General features: G+C 61.7%; 13 protein-coding genes and 1 pseudogene. 8 read left to right on the top strand and 6 right to left on the bottom strand.

The window, feature by feature from the left end:
- Positions 1-37 precede the first annotated feature (37 nt).
- From proA to PAN31108_RS26485, 3 genes and pseudogenes are all read right to left on the bottom strand, one after another.
- Positions 38-5,455, bottom strand: a complete 5,418-nt coding sequence (proA, locus tag PAN31108_RS21030) for an anti-phage protein ProA (RefSeq protein WP_150670707.1) — start codon at positions 5,453-5,455, stop codon at positions 38-40.
- A 286-nt stretch (positions 5,456-5,741) separates the two neighbouring features.
- A pseudogene (locus PAN31108_RS21025) lies at positions 5,742-6,864 on the bottom strand (IS3 family transposase).
- A gap of 164 nt (positions 6,865-7,028) precedes the next feature.
- A complete protein-coding gene (locus tag PAN31108_RS26485; RefSeq protein WP_174995084.1) occupies positions 7,029-8,894 on the bottom strand; it encodes a hypothetical protein in 1,866 nt (621 codons plus the stop codon).
- Positions 8,895-8,978: 84 nt separating this feature from the next.
- On the opposite strand from PAN31108_RS26485, the gene PAN31108_RS26480 reads away from it, so the two are divergent.
- Together PAN31108_RS26480 and PAN31108_RS21010 are read left to right on the top strand one after the other, a co-directional pair.
- Positions 8,979-9,935: a flagellar brake protein gene (locus tag PAN31108_RS26480; RefSeq protein ID WP_174995083.1), complete on the top strand. Its 957-nt coding sequence runs from the start codon at positions 8,979-8,981 to the stop codon at positions 9,933-9,935.
- Complete coding sequence (locus PAN31108_RS21010; RefSeq protein WP_150670704.1) at positions 9,935-10,729, top strand: IclR family transcriptional regulator; 795 nt, start codon at positions 9,935-9,937, stop codon at positions 10,727-10,729. Before PAN31108_RS26480 ends, PAN31108_RS21010 begins: the two co-directional genes overlap by 1 nt.
- A gap of 64 nt (positions 10,730-10,793) precedes the next feature.
- Here the strand turns inward: PAN31108_RS21010 and dmpG are convergent, their stop codons facing one another.
- Both dmpG and PAN31108_RS21000 read right to left on the bottom strand, forming a co-directional pair.
- Complete coding sequence (dmpG, locus tag PAN31108_RS21005) at positions 10,794-11,813, bottom strand: 4-hydroxy-2-oxovalerate aldolase (protein WP_150670703.1); 1,020 nt, start codon at positions 11,811-11,813, stop codon at positions 10,794-10,796.
- A gap of 34 nt (positions 11,814-11,847) precedes the next feature.
- Positions 11,848-12,834, bottom strand: a complete 987-nt coding sequence (locus tag PAN31108_RS21000) for an acetaldehyde dehydrogenase (acetylating) (RefSeq protein ID WP_174995082.1) — start codon at positions 12,832-12,834, stop codon at positions 11,848-11,850.
- A gap of 725 nt (positions 12,835-13,559) precedes the next feature.
- Between PAN31108_RS21000 and pagP the strand changes: the two genes are divergently transcribed.
- The gene (gene pagP, locus PAN31108_RS20995; RefSeq protein ID WP_150670702.1) at positions 13,560-14,222 is read left to right on the top strand and encodes a lipid IV(A) palmitoyltransferase PagP; all 663 of its coding nucleotides are present in this window, start codon (positions 13,560-13,562) and stop codon (positions 14,220-14,222) included.
- Here pagP and PAN31108_RS20990 read toward each other — a convergent pair.
- Complete coding sequence (locus PAN31108_RS20990) at positions 14,198-15,478, bottom strand: sugar MFS transporter (RefSeq protein WP_150670701.1); 1,281 nt, start codon at positions 15,476-15,478, stop codon at positions 14,198-14,200. The two genes, pagP and PAN31108_RS20990, sit on opposite strands and share 25 nt — an antisense overlap.
- A gap of 446 nt (positions 15,479-15,924) precedes the next feature.
- On the opposite strand from PAN31108_RS20990, the gene PAN31108_RS20985 reads away from it, so the two are divergent.
- The 5 genes from PAN31108_RS20985 (at position 15,925) to PAN31108_RS20965 (ending at position 21,076) form a co-directional block, all read left to right on the top strand.
- The gene (locus PAN31108_RS20985) at positions 15,925-17,037 is read left to right on the top strand and encodes a hypothetical protein (protein ID WP_150670700.1); all 1,113 of its coding nucleotides are present in this window, start codon (positions 15,925-15,927) and stop codon (positions 17,035-17,037) included.
- Positions 17,038-17,415: 378 nt separating this feature from the next.
- Positions 17,416-17,859: an HU family DNA-binding protein gene (locus tag PAN31108_RS20980; protein ID WP_150670720.1), complete on the top strand. Its 444-nt coding sequence runs from the start codon at positions 17,416-17,418 to the stop codon at positions 17,857-17,859.
- Between the two features lie 562 nt (positions 17,860-18,421).
- A complete protein-coding gene (locus tag PAN31108_RS20975) occupies positions 18,422-19,219 on the top strand; it encodes a transporter substrate-binding domain-containing protein (protein ID WP_150670719.1) in 798 nt (265 codons plus the stop codon).
- A gap of 361 nt (positions 19,220-19,580) precedes the next feature.
- A complete protein-coding gene (locus tag PAN31108_RS20970) occupies positions 19,581-20,237 on the top strand; it encodes a PadR family transcriptional regulator (protein ID WP_150670699.1) in 657 nt (218 codons plus the stop codon).
- The gene (locus tag PAN31108_RS20965) at positions 20,237-21,076 is read left to right on the top strand and encodes a siderophore-interacting protein (RefSeq protein WP_150670698.1); all 840 of its coding nucleotides are present in this window, start codon (positions 20,237-20,239) and stop codon (positions 21,074-21,076) included. Before PAN31108_RS20970 ends, PAN31108_RS20965 begins: the two co-directional genes overlap by 1 nt.

The raw sequence follows: 21,076 nt of genomic DNA, 5'->3' as shown, positions 1-21,076 counted from the left end.
TCTTCATGTTCGTCTTCTTCTCCGAAAACGAACTTTACTAGAATCCGGCTGGCCCTGTTTGCAGGGGGCATGTCAGCTGCGCGACAGAAGCAACCGACTCCGTGACCGACTCGGCTCCAGCGAATAGAGTGTGCGACTCTTCCGCGTAGGTCGTTGCGTCGGAAGGGTCAACGGTTGGCTCGTCCTCGGTGGGCACGGTCGCTACCAATTCTTCCATCCTGGTCAAAAGCTTTCGCATCGGCTCGTCGGGATTGAGCCACCAGTCGGTCGACCAGATTCGATACAGCGCCCAACCAAGTCCCTCAAGGACATGCTGGCGGAGCCGGTCGCGGTCGCGAGCCGTTGCGCCCGAGTGATACATGGCGCCGTCGCACTCTACACCCAGCAGATAGCGACCGGGCGCACGCGGGTCGACCACACCAATATCAATCCGGTACCCAGACACGCCGACCTGCGGATGAACTGTCCACCCCTTCTCGCGAAGCGCAGAAATAACTTGCCGCTCAAACGGACTGTCGGGCTCCCTCCCGGTCGGCAGACTTTGTTCAACTAGGGCACGCGGACCGCGGATGGCGAATTCGAGATAATTCTTCAGGTCTCGAACGCCGGCAGCACGGACACGCGACAGGTCAATCTGCTCGGGTAACAACGTACTGAAAATTACGACGCCAACACGGGCACGCGATACGGCTACGTTGAGGCGTCGGTGGCCACCTTCCAGATTCAGCGGACCGAAGTTGAGACTGACCTTACCCGATGCATCAGGTCCGTACGTGATGGAGAAGAAAATGATGTCGCGCTCATCACCTTGAACGTTTTCCAGGTTCTTGATGAACAGCGGTTCCTGCGCCGCTTGTGCAATCGCTTGGTCCAGTTGTTGAGATGCTCGACGCCGCTCGTCCAGCATCCGCTCAATCAGGCTCTGCTGCGCTTGATTGAAAGTCACCACACCAAGAGTTAGTTGCCGCTTCGCTGGGTCGAGGTAATGCTGTTCTATCGCCTTGACAATGGCATCGGCTTCCGCCCGGTTAGTCCTGGAGCCGCCGCGGTCGTAGACGCCCTGGACACGTTCGAAGCGCACGCTCTGGTCGTTTGTGACAGGCGAGGGGAACGTTACAAGCTCATTGTCATAGTAGGTAACATTGCTGAAGGTAATCAGCCCTTCATGTTTGCTTCGGAAGTGCCAGGTCAGGCGCAGTTCCGGGAGGCCGATACTGAGGCACTCGTCCAGGATGCTCTCAAGGTCCTGAATGTCGTCGCCATCGGCGCCATCTCCAGCGTCATCTGTCCGTGAGAAGAAACTGGTCGGAGGCAATTGCTTCGGGTCGCCGACGCAGATGAGCTGCTTGCCGCGAGCAATGGCACCGACGGCATCCCACACCGGAATCTGAGAAGCCTCGTCGAAGATGACCGCGTCGAACTGGGCGTGCGACGCGTCCAGATATTGAGCGACCGACAAAGGTGACATCAGCAGGCATGGCTTCAACCGAGTCATCAGACTCGGTAGGTTTTGCACAAGTTGCCGAATTGGCATGTGCTTGCGCTGCTTCTGCAGTTCGCGTCGCAATTTGCCCAGCTCAGAATCTGCACCGGGCGCAACCTCCACTCCTGCGGGAATCTGTCCGGCAAGCTTGGCAGCAATATATTGCTGAGTCAGCTTCTGAAAACGCTCGTCGGCCTGCTTGAACTCGACAATCTTGCGGTCATGCTCGGCACTCGCGAAGTTACAGAGCACGGGCTCCCGGTCAATCGCCTTGCGCAGCCACCAACTCTGGTAGCTGTACTCGAAGAACGTTGCCACGCTAGATAGCGGCGCCTCGTCTGCCTCCAATGCATCCACGATTCCCTGCAATCCGCTGCTTATTGCGTTGGCGCGAGATTTTCGCCACAGGCACCACGGCTGCAATTGTCGCGAGGCAGATTGCCAACCATGGAGTAGGCTCAACACACGGGGAATCACACTAGCCGCAGTTGGGTCTAAACCGAGTTCAGCCTGGCAGTGCCCAAGCTCAACAATTTGACGAAGTTGGGCCTTGAAATCTCGGTAGCAGTCTCGGTACGACAGCAAACTTGCGCCAAGCGGCATGTCCGCCTTCAGCATGCTCCGGTTGTCAGAAACAAGTGGCTGCAGCTTCGTACGAAGCGTTTGGGCCAGCTCGATGTCGTGGCCTGCAATAGCCGTTACCGCGTCGGCAAAGGATGTTGCCCATCTTTCCGCCGACTCAACGGCAGTCCAGTTCGTCTTCGACGCTGCGAATGTCTCCTGTAGCAGCCTTGTTGCATCGTGCGACATGGCCTCGATGGCTTTGTCTTCGGCGTTAACGGCTGTCAGTGCCGTAATGACGCTAGGCACATCCGCTCCTTGCGGGCGACGCTGGTCTTGCCGATACAGGCGCAGCTTTCCGGTAACTGCACGCTGGGCAAGCAGGCTTTTCGGCCACCAGGTATTGGTTGCTGCCGCCCATTGCAGCTTCAGTTCGGATGCGTTTAAGGTGGCGGCGTCGTCCACATAGTATTTGCTCAGCGGCTCCCACGCCTGATTACGTGCCAAACCGTGCTGTCGCAAACTGGCCAACCGGTTGCGAGCGGACTCGTCATGCGCGGTACGGGCAACATCGACTGGCACGGTGGGTGCGGCAGAAAGTACGTCGGCCAGTGCATCGAACTTGCCCAGCCCATTCAGGGAGAACGCAATCTTGGGAAGACTCAGCTGATTCAGCAGGTTTGACGCGGCTTCGTCCAGCTTCTTGATTTGAGTTTCGAACTTCGAAATCGCATCGAGAAACTCCTGCTGCCACGATGGCGTCCACTCGGTTCTCTGAACTACTGCCAGCGGATGGTTCTGCAAGCTACTCAACTGGCTAGCCAATGCTCCCATCTGGCGGCAGGTTTCGCGCATGGCCTCGAGTTGAGTACGGTCGTGCACATCCGCATCGGCCCATGGCATCGTGCCAGGTCGCCATTCCATATACTGCAGGCCGGTTCCGATGGCATCGTAAATGGTCAGGTCGTTCGGATGGATGTGATGCAGCGCACGCGCGACTCCGTTGAGGTCTGCTCGAAGCGTCAGTAGCCGTTCCGACTCCCGCTCCCAATCCTTCACCGTGCGTGTGCCGGCCGCATCGAGCGCGACGCCGAGTTGCTTCAGAACATCTGCTTTCTTCGCCTTGGACGAATGCAGCTCGAGACAAAATGGCCCCAATCCGAGGCTGCTGAGCCGACGATGTACCACTTCCAGCGCAGCCATTTTCTCCGAGACAAACAGCACGGTCTTCCCAGTAGCCAACAGGTGCGCAATCAGGTTCGAGATGGTCTGACTCTTGCCTGTACCAGGCGGGCCTTCAATGACAAGATTCTTGCCTTCGGCTGCGACGCAAACCGCGCGCAACTGCGATGAGTCCGACAGCAACGGAGTGAACAGGTCTTGCGGCCGGAATTTTTCGTCCAGGGTGCCAGGTTCAAAGCCTGTTGCACTGTCAGCAAAGGCCTTGCCCGGGTTGTTTATCAAATGTGCAACAACGCTGTTTTCCTGAAGCTGCTTCTGGCGGTCCTGGAGGTCCTTCCACATCAGATATTTCGTGAACGAGAAGATACCCAGATGGACCTGTTCCTTGACCTCCCACCCCTTCAACTCAGCTACATGCAGGCGGAAGGTCTGCAGAATCCCATTGACGTCGATGCCATGGTCATCTGCGGGCAAAACGTCAAACGACGGCAGCTTTAGGCTGAAATCCTGTTGCAGCTTCTGAAGCAACGTCGGATTCACTAGCGCGTCGTCATCGTGGCGTGACAGGCGGAAACCACTTCGGACAGACTGGCGCGTCAATGTAACGGGGATTAGCAGAATCGGAGCGAGGTGGCTGGATTCCGCATCTTTACTCTCTTGCCATTCCAGCATGCCGAAAGCCAAGAACAGCGTATTGGCACCGCCTTCCTCCATGCCTGTGCTGGCCGTCCGGAATATCTCGAGCAGCCGCCCTTCCAGCGCTTCTTCGTCCACGTCCGTCACAATTTCATTACGGCCGAGGGCGTCAGTTGCGAGGTCATCTATCGCAGCCGTACCATTCCGCCCAGCGTACACGTTGGCGTCGCGACCATCAGAACCGGACATCAGCTTCGGCTTCGCCCGAACGCGGAACTCTCTCCCATCCGCAAGCCTGTCCTCCAAGGCGCTCGGGTCGGGGCAGATAACCCTAAGCGAAGACTTCGTCGGCTTGAAATTCAAAAGCTTGTTGCGAAGCGTTAGGTCGAGCAGCTTGCTCTTCCATTTCGCTAGGCGGCCCTCTGGCGTTTCTGGCGTGACATCATCGCGTAGAGGTATGACAACGGGGTCCAGTGGCGGCAACCGCGGTACGTCCTCGATGGTGGGCGTATCGGCCTTCGCAATCGGGACATTCTGCTCATCGACCTGCGACGAACGAGATGGGAGGGGGCGAATCTGAACTTCGCGTGCGCGCCGGACATCGATGGCATATGCGAACTCGGCTTCGTCATTCAAGTGTTCCTCGCCGCGGGTACAGGCCCAGCGAAGGGACGGTTTCTGTCCGCCGGCTACGCCGGTGGTTTCGAAGACCATGAACTCGCCGGATTTCACTCGCTTGCGAACTGCCTGAACATCGTCCAGCGAAGCGGTCGGGAAACTGGTCTCTATCAGCCAGACACCAACCCAAGCGTGTCCTTCCTTAAAAAGCACGACGGGATGCAGTCCCGCTTGCTCCAAACAGGAGGCGAAAAGCATTGCAAGGTCCAGACACGTCGCAAGCTTGGTGTCCAGAATGCGTTCCGGCGTACGGATTTTCTGACCGTCATTTCCGAACGATGCCGGAGGATTTGAATATTGAATGTCTTCGGCAACTAACGTGCTGTAGATGGCCGATACCTGTTTCCAGACTTTCTCGCGATTCTTGGACTGGTATCCATCCATGGACAGGTCGACCGAGGTCTGGCGCAGCAACCCAGATGCCCGTGCGAGCAGCTTGTCCACAACTCTCGAGTTCGGCATGCAAAACGCGGCGAGCAGCTCGGGTAACGACCGCGTACCGGCCCACTGGTCGTAGGCGAGCACATCAATGTTGTGCGTTGCCGTTACGAGTTCCGTTTCCTGGACGCGCAGCGTCGCTGTGATGACGGCTCGCTCAGACTCGTCGAGCTGGCTGAAATACTGATGGTCCGGACGCAGGTCGACTGGTGCGATGCGGCGGCTCTCACCAGGCGCCAGCGCCTCGAAACGGAAGCGAGCACTCTCGGCAAAAGCCGGCACACATCTGACGAGTAGTTCGACGTCTGAGAGTGTCGTCTCACCATCATTTGTGACTAGAATTTCACGGATGACCGGGACGTTGTTCTGGATTGCCGCATACCCAATGGTCGAGTCCGCAACAATCTGAACACTCGGTCGCGTTGTGTCCGTGATAGTCGTCAACTCTTCAGCATCGTCTTCCTTTCCCTGCGTCATTACCCCGTTCCTCACAATCTATTTTTATATTCAGCCGAGTCTGAATTACCCCAGAGAATAACATTCTATTTTAATTTCGTAATTAACCATCAGATTTCTTCGTACTAAATATCAAACACCTCCCGTCACGTGTCTCCGCTCTACGAACACACATCATCAGCCATCCCCAAAAAACAGGGCAATCCCGTGTTTCTCAGCACATAACCCTCAAACTTAAAATGCTCTCATATGCAGCCTGAGCTTCGCTTTTTCAATTTATGCGGACCAGCCAGATTTTTATAGACAGTCACGAGCCGTTTAACGCATAGCGCCGCTCAAACGCTACATGCGACACGTCGCCGATGGCACCATGTCGGTGAATCGGGTTGCAGGACATCTCAATGTAATCGAATACATCCGTGGCAGCAGTAGCCCTATTCGGGTAAATGCGCCGTTGGTTCGCTACTTCTTCAATGCACTGAAGATGCTTTCGGCAACCGCCTTATCGTGGCAACTACCACGACGACTTATGCTCGACACCATATGGCACGTCCTCAGGAATGACTGTCCTGCTTCGAATGCACCATTACGCCGGGTATCGGTTTGGGTTTCCATACTGCGGCGAGCGAAGCCTGCAATTCCAGTTCGATAGTCATCGTTGAGCGCGTGCCCCAGCCGACGATCCGATGCGAGTACAGGTCGATGACTGCAGCCAGATACCGCCAGCTCTCGTAGATTCGGCTATATGTGATGCCGGTAACCCTGGCCTTGTTCGGGGCGTTGGGGGCGAACTCCCGATTCAAGACATGGGCCACCATACCGACCGGACAGCCAAGATAACGAGGCTTGCTACCGTAGCTGACCTCCGCACGCAGCCCTTCGCCTTTCATCAGTCGACGCCCGCGGTGGTGGCTGCACGCTTCGCCTGATTCGCGCGCAGATCTACCGAGGTCTTGCGGTGGCCATAGAGACCGCCGCTGGCCGGCCCGTGATGCCTGATCAGAGCCAGCAGCCGATCGTCCTCGCGCTGGAGAGCGCTGGATGCTTGGCGCTGCCAGACCTAGTAACCGCTGCAATTAGCGTTGGGCACCCGAGACATCGCGCGCAGCCTTAATTCGTTGATATGGGAACGCATGAATGCGTACCTTGCCGTTACCCCTTTACAAATCCGGGACGAACCATACATTTTTCAGAATGTCACGCTTCTCAGTGTCGCGTTTGAGCGAGGTCTTCAGTCGCTGAACCTCGGTGCTCTGATCCAACTCCGCTCTCCGCACGACGTCGGGCCTGCCGAACTTCAGTTTGCGAGCGTAAAGCCTATGGGTCGTGATGCCCAGCTGCTGCGCCACATCCGCCACCGAATGACCCCGTTCGGTTAGCTGTTTGACTGCCTCAATCGTGAACTCATCCGTGTACCGCCTGCGGCTCATGGTGACCTCCCCGGTTGCCATAAATTGAGGCTCGAAGATGTCTGCGAAAGGCTGGCCGGTCCACTTTCCAGAACGCTCGCGCCCCCCGGGCGTCCGGCCGCGACGGCACACTGGGGCGAAAAACCGCCTGTCATGCCGGCCCGCCCCGCCCGGCGTTCACACGCTCAAAGCCACGTCGATTGAATATCGACATACGGCGCACCGGCATCCCTTGCGGCGACGCCCGTCGATTCGGCATCCGACGGCTCCGCCGCGCGCGTCTCTCTGTGCCCCGCTCCGGTCGACGCCCCCACCACCCGCTCCAGCAACGCCGCGCTCCAGTGCTGATAGAGCAACAACAGGCGATATGACGCGCGCGCCGGTGTCGCGCTGCCGCTCTCCCAGGCGTCGCCGGTCCAGCGTTGCCCCCATGGACTCTCGGCGGGATGCAGACTGAGGTAGTTCAACCCATCGACGCACGAGGCATGACACGGCACGTCGAACTCGCTGCACGCCGCCTTGATCTGACTCGCCGTCAAGACGTGGCGAGAGGCGAGCAAGCACTCGCGTAACGTCGTGTGCGACGCAAGCTTCGCGAGCAACGGCGTGTCGCAGTGGCGGGCAAGCTGCGTCACCCGGGCAACGCGGTCGAGCATGGTCGCAACATCGCCCGGCGACACGTGCGCAAGCCTCGCGTAGAGCCCCTCCCACCGCTGCGTCAGCGCGCTGGCATCGTGCGTGAACGCCTCATTGCGCGCCCACGTGCCGAGCAAGCTCGTCACCGCACGGCACGAGTCGAGCATCAGCCCCGCCACGCGCAGCATGCCCCGGTAACCGTCGGTCACGGCAGACGTGCCGGTGAACCACGATGGCATCCATAAGCCCAACCGCGCTGGCGGAATGGCCGAGTTGGCAAACGTGAAGAGCGTTGCAACATCGCGCGAACGGGTCAGTTTGCCCAAGGTGGCACGCCAGGAAGTCGCCGCCGGGGGCGACGGCGACACGACACAGGCTTCAAGCAGACGGCAGCCCGCCTCCATACGCTTGAGCACCTCGTCCACCGCGTGGTGACGAATGAGCGTGGGCGATCCCAACGACTGAGTGAGGACCCCCTTCGCCCCCTCGAACGCCAACAACGTCCAGTCTGCCCAAGGAATGCCGAACGGCGTATTGGCGGCGGCCATGTCGCGAATGCGATCGGCGGCAGGGTCGTTGCCCGCGCCAGCCTCGTTGAGGCCATGCACCCCCTGCTGTCGGGGATAAAAACACGCCGCGATGATCGCCAGCAGCGACAGATTGCCGACGAGCGACATGGCGTCGCGCGCCGCCCGGAAGCGCCATCCCCGGGTGCCCGTGGCGGCGATCGCCTCGAGCCACGCGGCGACTTCCGCGCCGACCTGTTCGGGGATGGCGTCACAAGAAGACGACGACGCTGCCATGTCAGTGGGCGCCAACATCGCCGCCACTCGCTGCCCGGTTTGCGCCAGACGTGCGTCACGCGCATGCGCGAGTTCGAATTCTTTACGATAGAAGTGCTGGCATGCTCCGGTCGTCGCCCACACGCCGGCCCATGCCCCGGCGAACGCTCGCGCCAGTCGGGGATCGACGCGACGCGATGCGACGGGCGTTCCTGTGTCATTGCGCTGCGCATGGCTTGCCTTGTTGCACGCCTCGTTTCGCGCCTCGTTTCGCGCCTCGTTGCGCGCCGCGTTTCGCGCCGCGTTCGACGCCAACGTCAGCCGACTGCCGAAATCAGCCCGCTCGGCACGCTGATAGGCGGCGTCCTCGCGCATACCGGCCAACTCGATCGCCACTTCAGGGCGGTGCTTCATTCCCCAGTCGGGTCCCGATCCGCTTGCGCCTGCACACTGGTGGTACCACATCGCGTCCTCCTGCACGAACGTCGCCGGGCACGCCGGCAAACCGTCGACTATAGGCAGACGACATCGAATGCGCGGCGCCTTGTCGAGCGGACACGCGCGCAGACCCGATGCGGCTGTGCCGTCGCCCGCCGCACGCGCCGGCACGGTGTCACCCCAGCGAGTACCCACTTACGCAACTTGTGTGCTTGTTCCGCCAGTGGGAACGCGTCCCCTCTCGCCAAGTGCCAATGCGTCGCGGTAGACTTTCGCCCTATGACCAACACACCTGCTCAAGCGTCTGCCGCACTCCCGACGGGCCTGCCCCTCGTGCCGCTGACGCCCGACGAAATCCCGCTGGGCGAAGCGCTGCCCTGGGCCATCGTCGACCGCAACGGCGAGCCGCTTTTGGCCGCCGGCGATATCGTGCCGACACAAGCCGGGCGCGACTGGCTATTCACGTCGTTCGCTCCGCATCGCGTGGCGACCCTCGGCGGCGACGAGGCGGTGTCGGCCGACACCGAGGCGCCGACGCAAGTCCCCACTGACCCCGCGCCCCCCACCGCATCGGGATCGACGCCGCCCCAGTACGCACTCACCGACCTGAATCTGCGTCCCGGCGACTGGCTGCAAATTCAACTGCCGCCCGGTGCGGGATCGCAACGTGTGCGCACCCGCGTGATCGGCCATGCCCCGAACCAGATGCTGTTCGTCACCGCGCCGACCGGTCGCGCTGCCCCGCCGACCCTTCAGGTGAGCGAACGGCTCGAACTGTGGACGTTCTCTGGCGAAGACATCTATCACTTCGTATGCACGGTCGAGCGCGTGGAGCGTATGCCGTTCGAATACGTCGTGCTGTCGGCGCCGGCGCAGATTCGCCGCAAGGTGCTGCGCCGCTCGCAGCGTGTGCCCACCAAACTGGTCGCGTCGGTAGGGCTCGTCGGGCCTGCCGACGTACAGCAGTTGGCGCTGCTCCAGGACGTCAGCGCCGAGGGGGTTTCGCTGCTCTCGGATACGGCGCTCGGCGCGCCTGGCGACAACGTACAACTGGCCTTTCGCGTGCGAGTGGGCGACATCGACATGCCGATCGAAGCCACCGGCACGATTCGCGGCGTGCAACAGGGAGACGACGGCCATATGCACGGCATTGAGTTACCGACACTCGAACCGTCGCATTACGTCGCGCTCAAGTGCTATGTGTATGAGCGGCTGCTCGCGCTCGGGGGCGCCTGATGGCCAAGTCGAAGGCCCCCGAGGTCGAGCGCCCCCGTACGCTCGCGAGCCAGACGCTGTTTCGCGGCCTCGACATCGTGGAGGCCGTCGCCGCCGGCATCGATACGGTGCCGGCGCTCTCGACACACACAGGCATCTCGCTGTCGACCACGCACCGGATCGCCTCGGCCCTGGTGCACGCCGGCTATCTGCGCTTCGAACCGCGTCGCGGCTATCGACTTGGGAATAAGCTCATCGAATTGGGGTTTCTCGCGTATCGCCAGATCGACTTGCCGCGTGTGGCGCGTCCGACGCTGGAAACGCTCGCTGGCCAAACGCAGGACACGGTGCACCTGGCCGTCGCCGACGGCTGGGAAGTGATGTATCTCGACAAATTGCCCGGACAGCGCGCCGTCGAGATCAGCTCTCGCATCGGCGGACGCAAACCGATTTGCGTGACGGGCGTCGGCAAGGCGCTACTGCTGGATCAAGACGAAGCGCAATGGCGCGCGCAGCTCGCGCACTACCAGACGCAAGTCCCGTCACATCGCGTCGACACGGCGGCGTGGCTCGCGCGCATGCACGACTATGCGCGCAACGGGTACGCGTTCGATCTGGAAGACGACACGCCGCAAATCCGCTGCGTGGCCGCACCGGTGTACGACGCCAGTCAGCGCATCGTCGCCGCCATCAGCGTCTCCAGTACGACCAAGTACATGAGTCGCGAGCGAATGCAGGAACTCGTGCCGAGCGTGAAGCAGGCCGCCGCGCAGATCAGCCGCCAACTGGGCTGGTCGGGGCACGCGCACGCCTGACGCGCCGTGCGCGGTGACGCTTCGACGAAGCGCGACGGCATGCCGTGACCCGCTCGCTCATCGCTCAAGCCGCGCGACGCTTGAGCAGATCGAGCGCGACGTCGACGATCATGTCTTCCTGGCCACCCACCATGCGACGCTCGCCCAACGCCACCAGAATGTCGACGGTCTTGAGGTCGTAACGCGCCGCCGCCGCTTCCGCGTGACGCAGGAAGCTCGAATACACGCCCGCGTAACCCAGCGCCAACGTTTCCCGGTCCACACGCACGGCGCGATCCTGCAACGGACGCACAATGTCGTCGGCAGCGTCCATGAGCGTGTACAGATCGCACCCGTGGTTCCAGCCCAGACGCGACGCCGCCGCGATGAACACTTCCAGCGGCGCATTGCCGGCCCCCGCGCCCATGCCCGCGAGGCTCGCGTCGATACGGTCGCAGCCCTCTTCCACAGCCACGATCGAGTTCGCCACCCCCAGACTCAGGTTATGGTGGGCGTGCATGCCGGTGAGCGTTTCGGGATTGAGTACGTCCTTGAAGGCGCGGAAACGGTCGCGCACGTCGTTCATGCCCAGCGCGCCGCCCGAATCGACCACGTAGATACACTGCGCACCGTAAGACTCCATCAGCTTGGCCTGCTCGGCCAGATGCTGCGGCGTGGTCATGTGACTCATCATCAGAAAGCCGACGGTGTCCATACCGAGCTCACGTGCATACGCGATGTGCTGACGCGACACATCGGCTTCGGTGCAATGCGTGGCGATGCGCACCACTCGCGCGCCCGCGTCATAGGCGGCGCGCAGGTCGTGCACGGTGCCCACCCCCGGCAGCAACAGCGTGGCGACCTTCGCATGCGTTACCGTTTCGGCCACGGCCGCGATCCATTCGAGGTCGGTGTGAGCGCCGAACCCATAGTTGAAGCTCGACCCGGCAAGACCGTCGCCGTGCGCCACTTCGATCGAATCGACTCTGGCCTTGTCGAGCGCCGCAGCGATCGCCTTTACGTTGGCAATACTGTACTGGTGACGAATCGCGTGGCTGCCGTCGCGCAGTGTCACGTCGGAGATATAGAGCTTTTTCTGCATCATGATGGTGTGTGTCTCCTGAGAGCGCGTGCGAGGTTCAGGCCGCGAGCGCCAGACGGGTAGCGGCAATGCGCTCGGCGCAAGCCAGCGCGGCGCTGGTCATGATGTCGAGGTTGCCCGCATAGGCCGGCAGATAATGCGCAGCGCCTTCCACTTCGAGGAATACCGAGGTCTTCAGCCCCGTGCGCTTGCCCAGGCCCGGTACGTTGAGCGGACGCGAAGCGTCGAACAACTCGAACTGCACTTTCTGCTTGAGACGATAGCCCGGCACGTAAGCGTGCACCTTGTCGACCATCGCCTGAATACTCGCCTCGATGGCGGCCTGATCGCCCGGTTCGGAGAGTACGAACACCGTGTCGCGCATGATGAGCGGCGGCTCGGCCGGATTGAGCACGATGATCGCCTTGCCGCGTGAGGCCCCGCCCAGCACCTCGATGGCCTTGGACGTCGTCTCGGTGAATTCGTCGATGTTGGCGCGCGTGCCGGGGCCCGCCGACTTGCTCGAAATCGATGCGACGATTTCTGCGTAGTGCACCTTCGCGACCTGCGAGATGGCGGCGACCATCGGGATCGTCGCCTGACCGCCGCACGTCACCATATTGATGTTGCGGGCGTCGAGATGCGCGTCGAGGTTGATCGACGGAATCACATACGGACCGATGGCGGCGGGTGTCAGATCGATGACCTGCACGCCGCGCGCTTGCAGTAATGCGTTGTGATGCGCGTGAGCCTTCGCCGACGTCGCATCGAACGCAATGCGAATGTCCTCGAAACCGGGCATCGCAAGCAGACCGTCAATGCCGTGCGCCGTCACCGGCACGCCCAGACGCTGCGCGCGCGCCAGACCGTCAGAGGCAGGGTCGATACCGACCATCGCGCCCATCTCCAGATGCTCGCTGTTGCGCATCACCTTGATCATCAGGTCGGTGCCGATATTGCCCGAGCCAATGATCGCCACTTTCTGTTTGCGTCGTTCCGTCACTGTCGTCTCCTGAACCTGTCCGTCCACCGGTATGAGGCGCATCGTAATTCCGCGAGAATAAAAATGTCAATATGTAAAAATTAGTCCCATATATTGGGATTTAAGAGATTGACGGTTTATCCACATTTTTTGTTCACAAGCCCGTTGATAACTTGCGGAAAAGCATCGCAAGTGACTGATCCGACAAAGAAGATTTCTCGCGCGCGAAAGTTGGGCCACCTGCTGCAAAACGAGGCGTGGCGCGGTTTTCAGGGCACATCGTTATCCACAGAATCTGTTTGCAAACCAGTGGACAACTCGCGGATAGCTATCTCAAGTGCTTGATCGGAAGGGAAAAAGATGTGGCGCGCATTTGCTGCGCCATGACGTGAGCGCGTCGGCACTCGGGCGCACCGGTCCCGATCGCACAAACAGGAGCGGTCGCGCGCGCGCCGACCGGGCGTTATCCACAGAAAATGTTCACAACCCGGTGAATAACGCGTCGATATCCGCGGTATGTCATTGATGCAAAAGGACTTCGCTGTCGCGCAGCCACTTCGGTCAATTCGTGCATGGCACGCTGACGGTGAAATGAAATTCCGTGAAAAAGCGACGTGCTGAGAACTTTCGTGAAGCCCCGGCAGTCTAGGAACGGTCTCTGGAAGGCTCGGTATTGACGGATATCGCGTGGCATATCGGCGCGCCCGCAGCACTCGACGCCTTTCGGTTTCACACGCGATGTCGACGATCTCGACCGACACGCTTCTCGCAACAAGTCGCACTCAACCATGACTACGAACCCCCAATGCACCGGGCGGCTCGCGCCATCGATTTCACTCGCATCGCTTGCCACACGTTCCCGAACTTTCCCCCTCAAACGGCTTGCTGCAACGACTGCCGCACTGGGCTTGCTCACTTGCCTGACGGCCCTGAACGCGCAGGCAGACGATTCGCCCGGCGTCATTTCTACCTGGACGGGCGCCATCGCGGACGAGTTTCGCGAGATTGCGACCGAAGGCGCGAGCGATCTGTACGTGCCGCTGCATACGCATCATCTTCGCTTCGCCTACACGAGCGAAAAGATTGCCCAGTTCAACGAGAACCCATGGGGCCTCGGTTATGGCCGCGTGCTGTCCGACGGTAAGAACGGCTCTCGCATGCTGTACGCAATGGCATTCAAGGACTCGCACAACGACTGGTCGCCGATGGCGGGCTACGGACGGATCTGGAACGTCGCGAATGCGGGGCCGGTCCGGTTCGGCCTCGGCTACACGGTGTTCCTGATGTCGCGCTCCGACACCCTCGGCGGCGTGCCCTTCCCCGCCGCGCTCCCCCTCGCCGAAATCGGCATGGGACGCGCGGCAGTCGCCACGGCTTACGTGCCGGGCGGCAAAGGCAACGGCAACGTGCTGTTCATCTTCGGACGTTACACGTTCGGCAAGCCGGGCTGATCTGCGGAAGCCGATGCGCCGCCGGCCTGCGGCGCATCGACCTCCAACCCGCTCATGGTGCGTGCGCACCATGCACCGAACCCGGCGATGTAGCAATACGCGAAGGCGGGCACGAGGAAAGACAACACGATCCCCCATCCGTCCGCCAACGCACCTTGCAGATAAGGCAAGACCGCGCCGCCCACGATCGCCATGCAGATGAGGCCGCCGCCTTCGCTCACGCGCGCCCGCAGGCCGCCGACCGAAAGCGAGAAGATCGTCGGGAACATGATCGCGTTGCCCAAACCGCACGCCAGCAACAACCACATGGCCAGCGACGCCGGCAGCGCCAGCGATGCCAGAATCAGCATCAGGTTATATAGCGCGCACAGGCTCAGCATCCGCCCCGGCGATACCTTGCGCAGCAACCATGCGCCAATGAAGCGCCCCACCATCGCCCCGCCCCAGTACAACGCCAGATATCGACTCGCATGCGCGTGATCGACGATGCCTGTGTCCGTCTGCGTCAGATAGACGATCAAAAAACTTCCGATGCTGACTTCCGCGCCGACGTAAAGAAATAGCGCCACGATGCCGTAACGCAATGGACGGTGCGCCAGAAGGCTGCGAACGTTACCGAGCAGCCCCGGCGGCGATGCGTCGCTGCCGCGCTGTTCCGGCAGGGTCAGGCGCCACAGCACGACCCCGCCGAGCACGAGTATCGCGGCGAGCCCTCCGTAGGGACCGCGTACGGTATCGACCGCGTGAGCGTTCGCCGACGCAGCGGAACCGACCTGCGGCGCCAATATCCAGAGCGCCGCAAGCGGTGGCCCGACCGTTGTGCCCAGCGAGTTGAACGCCTGTACCAGGGTGAGACGGCTGGCCGCTTCGCCTCGCGAGCCGAGCGTCTCCACATAGGCGTTCACCGCCACCTGCAGCAAGGTGATGCCGCTCGCGAGCACGAATAGCGCCGCCAGAAAACAGGGGTAAGACACGAGCGCCGCCGCCGGAAAGAACAGCGCGCACCCGAGCCCGGCCAACCAGAGCGAACTGGCCAGCGCGCGCCGGTAGCCGACACGTGCGGTGTATTGCCCCGCCGGGTAGGACACCACGAAATAGGCAGCGAAGAAACTCGACTGAATGAGCGCCGCGTCGCGGAACGTCAGATCGAAGGCCGCCTTGAAATGCGGCACCAGAATGTCGTTCAGCGACGTAATGAGCCCCATGGCGAAGAAGAGCGTCGCCAGCATTGCCAGTACGCGGTTGGCGGAAGGCATGAGGGGCGTCGTCGAACGTTGGGCAGAGGGATCGGCGGCAGCCTTGGAAGCCGCCGTAGAAACCGCGGCAGCCGCAGAGGGGGGCGGCGAAGCCGGTGAAGATGCGGGTGAAGACGCGGGTGAAGCAACAGGATCACGTGTGCGGTCGACAGGCATGCATGGCTCCAGTGGACAACGGCAACTGCGCGTTGAAAGCTCAATGAAGGGGGCAAGTCCCTGCAGTGTAGACCGCACTATCGATGCCGGGATACGAGAGGAATCCGAATTTTGCGTGACGCCGCGATGTTCGACGCGACGTGCGCCTCTCTTGAAAAGGACCCGTTATCCTTTGTTTTTCTTCGCTTTCGTCGCTTTCGTCGCTTTCGTCGCTTTCGGCGCTTGTCAGCCGACGTCTTTTGATCGACTATCCGCAGCATAGGACATGCCGCAACATTCGGGGAAACATCATGCGGGGTTTCAAATCTTTGGGAAGGGCGACGGGTTGGGTCGTCGCCGGCATGCTCGGCATCGCCGGCGCAGCACATGCGCAGTCCGGCGGCGCGCCGGGCGCATCGCGTACACAGGGCGCCGCGTGTAATTGCGCGCAGATCGTCGCGGACTGCTCGGCGTCGGTGTCGGTCCTTCCGACACGGGCGCTCAACGGTGTTTTTTCCGCCGACATCACGTTGCAGACCGACGCGCCCTCATGCGCCAAGATCGATTATCGACTCGACGACACGCCTTACGTCACGATCCTGCGCGAAGGTGCTCAAGGCAGCCAGCGCCTGTACGGCACGCGTCCGCTCACGCGCAACAGCCTCACGCACATGTCGTGTCACGTGTGCGCTGCGGCACCGGCACCGGTGCCCAACGACGGACTGAGCGCCGACATGGTGCGCGTCGACGGCGCACCGGGCACCTTCAGCGCCGCACCCGGCGCCGCAGCACCGACAAACACAGCGGCGCCGTCAGCGGCCGTCACGACCTACGCACCGCCGGCGACCGCCGCGCAAAACGCAAGCATCGCCACGACCGTCGCGGCCAACACGCCAGCGTCGCCCGATACCCCGCTGCCGAGCACCATCGGCGACACGGCAGGGCTCAATGCCGTGAATGCCACGAGCGCGACGACAACGAACTCGCCCGAGGTCGCGCGCGATGTCGCCGCCATCAATGCGCCCGCCCCGGCCGGCACGACGGTCGTCACACCGCCGATTGCATCGAACGCACAGGGTATCGTTCAGGCGAACGCCCCCGCGCCGTTGCAACGGGTCAATCCGTCGGGACGCTGGCGCGGCCTGTGTACGAATGCGCCGCCGTGGTGGGGATTCTTCGGCAAACCGATGACGCGTCTGATGGCGCTCGCGCTCAACGGATCGCAAGTGACGGGCAGCGTCGACGATGTCGAACCGAATGTCCACACCACGGTGCAGGGCACCCTCGCGGGCGACCGTCTGCAACTCGCAGGCAGTTACGGCGCGAAGCACGACATCACCTTCGGCGCCGACGGCACGACGCTCACCGACGCCTGGTGCAACGGCGACGGTCGCTGCGAAACCTGTGAAATGCAGCGTTTCTGAGGATTTACGGCTGGTGAGGATCTCGCACGACGCAGCGCGAGATCGTCGAAATCGCACAAAAATCCCATCAAAATTCGCCCCGAAAATGCGTCGAAAGACAATCGAAAACGAGGGGTGAAATTGAGGAATCAATCGAGGACTGAATCGAGGCGTGAATTGAGGGACGGAAGCGGCGCGATACGGTGCGAGCCGAACGAATCGAAATCGCGTCGACATGCATCGCGAACGCCGCGCAGCCTTGTGCGGCAAGCGCGCAACATAATGCGCGCACTACTCGCATAAAGCGATTTCTTAGGTAGAATCGTCGGCGCAGCAAGACGTATCATTCGGGTGGCCGTTCTCCGACGGCACTTTCTTATTCTCATCGATTGGATCGATATGGCAACGGCAAAGAAAGCAGCAGCAAAGAAGGCCCCTGTGGCGAAGAAGGCTCCGGTAGCAAAGAAGGCTCCGGCAGCGAAGAAGGCAGCAGCCCCGAAGGCGGCTCCGAAGGCAGCCGCTAAGGTTTCGCCGATCAAGGAAGCCCTCAACAAGACCCAGCTCGCAGCACACATCGCCGAAACTTCGGCTGTCGCCGTCAAGGACGTCAAGGCTGTGCTCGCCGCTCTCGAAACCACGATCATCAGCGCACTGCACAAGAAGGGCGCGGGTGAATTCACGCTGCACGGCCTGTTCAAGGTCACGTCGCAACAAATCGCCGCCAAGGCGAAGCGTTTCGGCAAGGACCCGTTCACGGGCGAAGAGCGTTGGTTCCCGGCAAAGCCGGCTTCGGTGCGCGTGAAGGTTCGCCCGCTGAAGAAGGTCAAGGACGCCGCCCAGTAAATCTTGCCCTCGCGCGGCAGTGCGCTTCACCGCAGCGCGAACGGTCAGAATCTGACAGCAGTTCCTGAAGACGGTGCCGATGTTTCGGCACCGTTTTTTTTCGTCCCTGCCCCTAACTCTCGGTAACGCATCGCGATGACGGCGCAGGGCCACCGTATCGCGACAGATGTATCGAATGCGGTATCCACGGCCGCACCGGCGGCCATCGCGACAGCGCGGCTCACGGCGAATTTCGTCCTGTTCAACGATGCCCGGAACGCTCGATCGCGGCCCACATGCCCAGGGTTTTCTCTGGGGTTTGTGCGGAGTGGACGCCTGCCGAACGCGCCGCTACCATCGCTCGGGACTTCCCCGTCGCATGAGCGGGCTCGCGCGCGCACGACATGCTTGCCACCGGCGACGTCTTCGCGAACTCAGGAGATTGCGCATGCCCCGTAAGTTTTCGCGTGACCCGGCTCAGGTCGAGTCGTCGCCCCTTCATCCGAATGCACATCGCACGGCAACGAAAATTGCGAGCACGCAATCGCGCCGCGACTTCCTCGCCACGCTCGGCGTCGCGGCCATGCCTGCCGGTTTCGTCGGTTCGCTGGGCGGCACGCTCGGCAGCCTGCTGACCGGCACCGTCTCGTTGTTCGCCACGCCGGCGCACGCGCAGACTGTTGCCGACATCAAGAAGAAAGGCACGATCAACGTCGGCATGCTGATCGACTTCCCGCCGTATGGCACCACCAACGCACAAGCGCAGCCCGACGGATACGACGCCGATGTCGCCAAACTCCTGGCCAAGGATCTGGGTGTGAAGGTGAACATCGTGCCGGTGACGGGGCCGAACCGCATTCCTTATCTACTCTCCGGCAAGGTGGATGTCCTCGTCGCATCCCTGGCCATCACCCCCGAGCGCGCCAAACAGGTGCAGTTTTCGAAACCGTACGCGGCAGCGACGATCCTGCTGCTCGGCAAAAAGGGCACGCGAATCCAATCGGCGGCAGATCTGAAAGGCTTGCGCGTGAGCGTGGCGCGCGCGAGTACACAAGACACTGCCGTCACCAAGACGGCCCCGGAAGGCACCGAAATCCGCCGCTTCGACGATGACGCGGCCGCGATGCAGGCCCTGCTCTCCGGTCAGGTCGATGCCATCGGTTGCTCGGTGACTGTCGCGAACGTCATCAACACGCGCGCGCCCGGCCAGTTCGAGCCGAAGTTCAACTTGCTGCAACAGGCAATGGGCATTGCCATGCGTCCCAACCAGCCGGAGTTGCTGGCGAGCGTGAATGATTTCGTCACGCGCAATACGGCGAATGGCGAACTCAACTCGCTCTATCGCAAATGGCTTCAGACGGATTTGCCGCCACTGTCGTAAAGGCCCTCGTGCCGTCCATCATGTCGCGCCTCGTGCCGCGCTTCATCCCGCGCCTGCCTGCCAGGACGCCCCGCACTCCCGACGCTCAGCGCCGCCTGTGACGAAACGCGTTCAGGCGGCGCACGCGACTCTCCTTTCCGTTTCCCGCGCCCCTGGCGCTGACAACCGTATCGAAAACGGCATTTCGATATAGTTTTCTGACGATTTCGATACACCAGCGGGTGTCGCGAAGCTCGCCATCTCCCTTATTCGACGGCCATCTCCCCTACCGATCATAGCGACATCAAAAAATAGCTTTGCTTTCGATGCAATTTAGATATATCGTAAACACGTCTTAACTACATCGATAAGGAGTCGCATCATGCGTGGATCACGTGGCGATTTCATGGGCCGGGGCCCGTTGGACCTGGACAGGATGGACTTTGGCGACGAACGACGCGGTGAGCGTCATGGACGGCGCGGCAGTGGCGACGGGTATGGCGAGGGTCGGTTCGGACGTGGCGACGAAGGCCGCGGCGAGCGCGCGCAGCGCGGTGGCCGCGGTGGACGCGGCGGTGGCCGTCTGTTCAGCCACGGCGGCCTGCGCCTCGTGCTGCTGCATCTGATCGCACAACAACCGCGTCACGGCTACGAACTGATCAAAGCCATCGAAGAAAGCGTGAACGGAACGTATAGCCCGAGTGCCGGCGTTGTCTACCCGACGCTCACGCTGCTCGAGGAAATGGGCTACATCCGCGTGCAGGAAAACACCGGCGACAGCCAGCGCAAGTCGTACGAAATCACCGATAACGGCCGCGAATATCTGGCCGAGAACGACGACTCGGTGACGGAGTTGCTGGCACGGCTCGCGACACGTCGCGAGCGCTCGGAAGACATGCCGCCGCAAGTCATGCGCGCGTTGCACAACTTCAAATACGCCGTGCATTTGCGTCTGGGTGCCGAGCCGCTCACGACCGAACAAGCCAACGCGTTCGCCGCGATTCTCGACGCAGCCGCGCAACAACTGGAGCGACTCTGATGCAAGACACCGCTGCACTGAACGTCACCCCTGATCGCACGCCGCAACGCGTGCGCCACGAATTGCGCTTTCGTCTGCTGGAAGTGCGCAGCGTGGAGGCGCTCACGCCGAACATGCTGCGCGTGACTCTCGGCGGCGACGATCTCGCGGGCTTCACCAGCCCCGGCTTCGACGATCACGTCAAACTTTTCTTCCCGAACCCCGAGACTGGCGAATTGACCGTGCCGCAGATCGGCCCGGAAGGTCTCGCGAAACCCGCGCCGGGGGACGCACCGCGTCTCATGCGCGACTACACGCCGCGCCGGTACGACGCCGACGCGAGAACGCTGGTGATCGACTTCGCGATGCATGAGTCCGGCCCCGCAACGCAATGGGCCCGCTCGGCCAAACCGGGCGACAAGCTCGGCGTAGGCGGCCCGCGCGGCTCGTTCGTCATTCCGATGAACTTCGACGGTTACGTGCTCATCGGCGACGACACGGCCCTGCCCGCCATCTCGCGGCGCCTGGCCGAATTGCCCGCCGGGGCGCTCGTCTTCGTCTTCGCGGAAATCGACCGTCCGGCAGACCGCCTGCGTTTTACAAGCGAAGCGGATGTGGTGGTCGAATGGATCTATCGCGACGGCACGCCGGCGCACCAAAGCACGGCGCTCATCGATGCCCTTCGGGTCGCCACACTGCCGGCCGGCGACCTGCATGCGTGGGTCGCCGCCGAAGCGGGCGTGGCGAAAGCGGTGCGACATCACCTCGTCGAAGCGCGCGGGCTGAATCCGAAATGGGTCAAAGCGGCGGCCTATTGGCGTCGCGGCGACGCCGCTGTCCACGAAAATCTGGACGACTAA

The organism is Pandoraea anhela, assembly GCF_902459655.1.
In the GTDB taxonomy this organism is placed as follows: domain Bacteria; phylum Pseudomonadota; class Gammaproteobacteria; order Burkholderiales; family Burkholderiaceae; genus Pandoraea; species Pandoraea anhela.
This window is presented reverse-complemented; position numbering and strand designations above follow the sequence as displayed.